The 1,479-nt window shown below is 61.2% G+C and carries 2 protein-coding genes and 1 pseudogene; 2 read left to right on the forward strand and 1 reads right to left on the reverse strand.

What is annotated here, in order from left to right:
• Positions 1-127 (reverse strand): annotated as a pseudogene (locus H7F49_RS19175) (IS21-like element IS5376 family transposase); the annotation flags it as partial.
• A 268-nt stretch (positions 128-395) separates the two neighbouring features.
• Between H7F49_RS19175 and H7F49_RS19180 the strand changes: the two are divergent.
• Together H7F49_RS19180 and H7F49_RS19185 are read left to right on the forward strand one after the other, a co-directional pair.
• A complete protein-coding gene (locus H7F49_RS19180) occupies positions 396-854 on the forward strand; it encodes a helix-turn-helix domain-containing protein (protein ID WP_185685148.1) in 459 nt (152 codons plus the stop codon).
• Between the two features lie 8 nt (positions 855-862).
• Positions 863-1,462, forward strand: a complete 600-nt coding sequence (locus H7F49_RS19185; protein ID WP_185685149.1) for a PIN domain-containing protein — start codon at positions 863-865, stop codon at positions 1,460-1,462.
• Positions 1,463-1,479 lie beyond the last annotated feature (17 nt).

The raw sequence follows: 1,479 nt of genomic DNA on the forward strand, positions 1-1,479 counted from the left end.
CAGGCCGATAGGCGCGGCAAGCCTTGGGCAGGAAGCCGTAATGCTTGGCGAACTCGCCCAGCGTTCGGTTGTAGACGACACGGCCATCCTCATCCTCACCGATGACGGCAGTCTTCATGCGGTCGTATTCTCCGCGTCAGCCACGGGCATCGCAGGTTTGATGATCGCGTATGAACATCAAAAGACCTTGTTGTAGACGGGCCGCCTCCTGACGATCATCAAACGCCCGCGCTAGGACAGCCCGGGCACGGTTGGATCACTGACACCCAGCGTTTTTCGATGAACCGGTTCCCGACCACAGCTGACTGGTGACGCCCCGGTGCCCCGCCCCTGTTTATTCGTTGCGAATATTTCGATTATAGCGCATAGGATGCGGCCGAATTGGAGTGCCAGCCATGACCTTGCCCGCCCATTCAGAGCCCTTTGGCGGCCGACTGCCGTCTGCCGACGATCGCCTGATCGCGAACCAGCTGCGCCAGATCCTGGCGGCCCACAAAGCCGGTGATGCCACTTTGCGCCTGCAGGTCACGGATGAGCGGCAGCCCGTAGAAATCACGTTGACCCCGGCGATGTCAGACCTCTTACTCGACGTCCTGAGGCATGTCGGGAGCGGGCATGCGGTGACGCTGGTCCCGATCCAGGAGCTCTTGACCACGCAGCAGGCCGCCGACCTGCTCAACGTGTCTCGTCCCTATTTCATCAAGCTGCTGGAGCAGAACGCCATGCCGCATTCCTTGGTCGGCCGACATCGGCGCGTCCGGGCCGAGGATGTGTTCGCCTTCAAAGAAAGGCGCGATGCTGAGCGAGGCCGGGCTCTCGATACGCTGATCGCAGGCGATGCCGATCTGATTTGATCAAAACCATGTTCGCCAATCGCTACACGGCCCTCGTCGATGCCTGTTCGCTGGTCAGCGTAGTGCGGCGCAATCTTCTACTGAGCCTTGCGGAAGCAGAATTCTTCCGCTTGCGGTGGTCGGTGCCGATCCTGGACGAGACCCAAACAGCCTTGGTCAAGCTGCATAGCCAGCGAGGCACCACCAATGGCCAAGCACGAGCTCGAGCGGCCATCGATGCCATGACGACGGCCTTCCCCGATGCCATGGTCGAGGACTTCAACGAAATCCTCGCACAGCCACTGGGGCTGCCCGACCCCAAGGACGAGCATGTCGTAGCCGCGGCGGTCAAGACACAGGCCCAGGCCATCGTCACCGAAAACATCTCCGATTTCCCTGCCGAACTGCTTGGCAAGCTAAACCTGGAAGCCCGAACCGCCGATGAATTCATAGCCGACACCATAGCGCTCGAGGAAGGCTTGGCGATTGCTGCCATCCGAAACCTGCGGTTGCGGCTGAAACGACCGGCCCTGGGACTTGTACGAACCCGCTGGCGCGGGAGTGGTGCTTGCCTTGAGGTCAGCCCGCTGATCTGCAGCCTGGTCGAAGTTGAGGTCTGCGGCGAGTAGGCAGACGATCGCGGCTC

It is taken from the genome of Novosphingobium aerophilum, assembly GCF_014230305.1.
GTDB lineage: Bacteria > Pseudomonadota > Alphaproteobacteria > Sphingomonadales > Sphingomonadaceae > Novosphingobium > Novosphingobium aerophilum.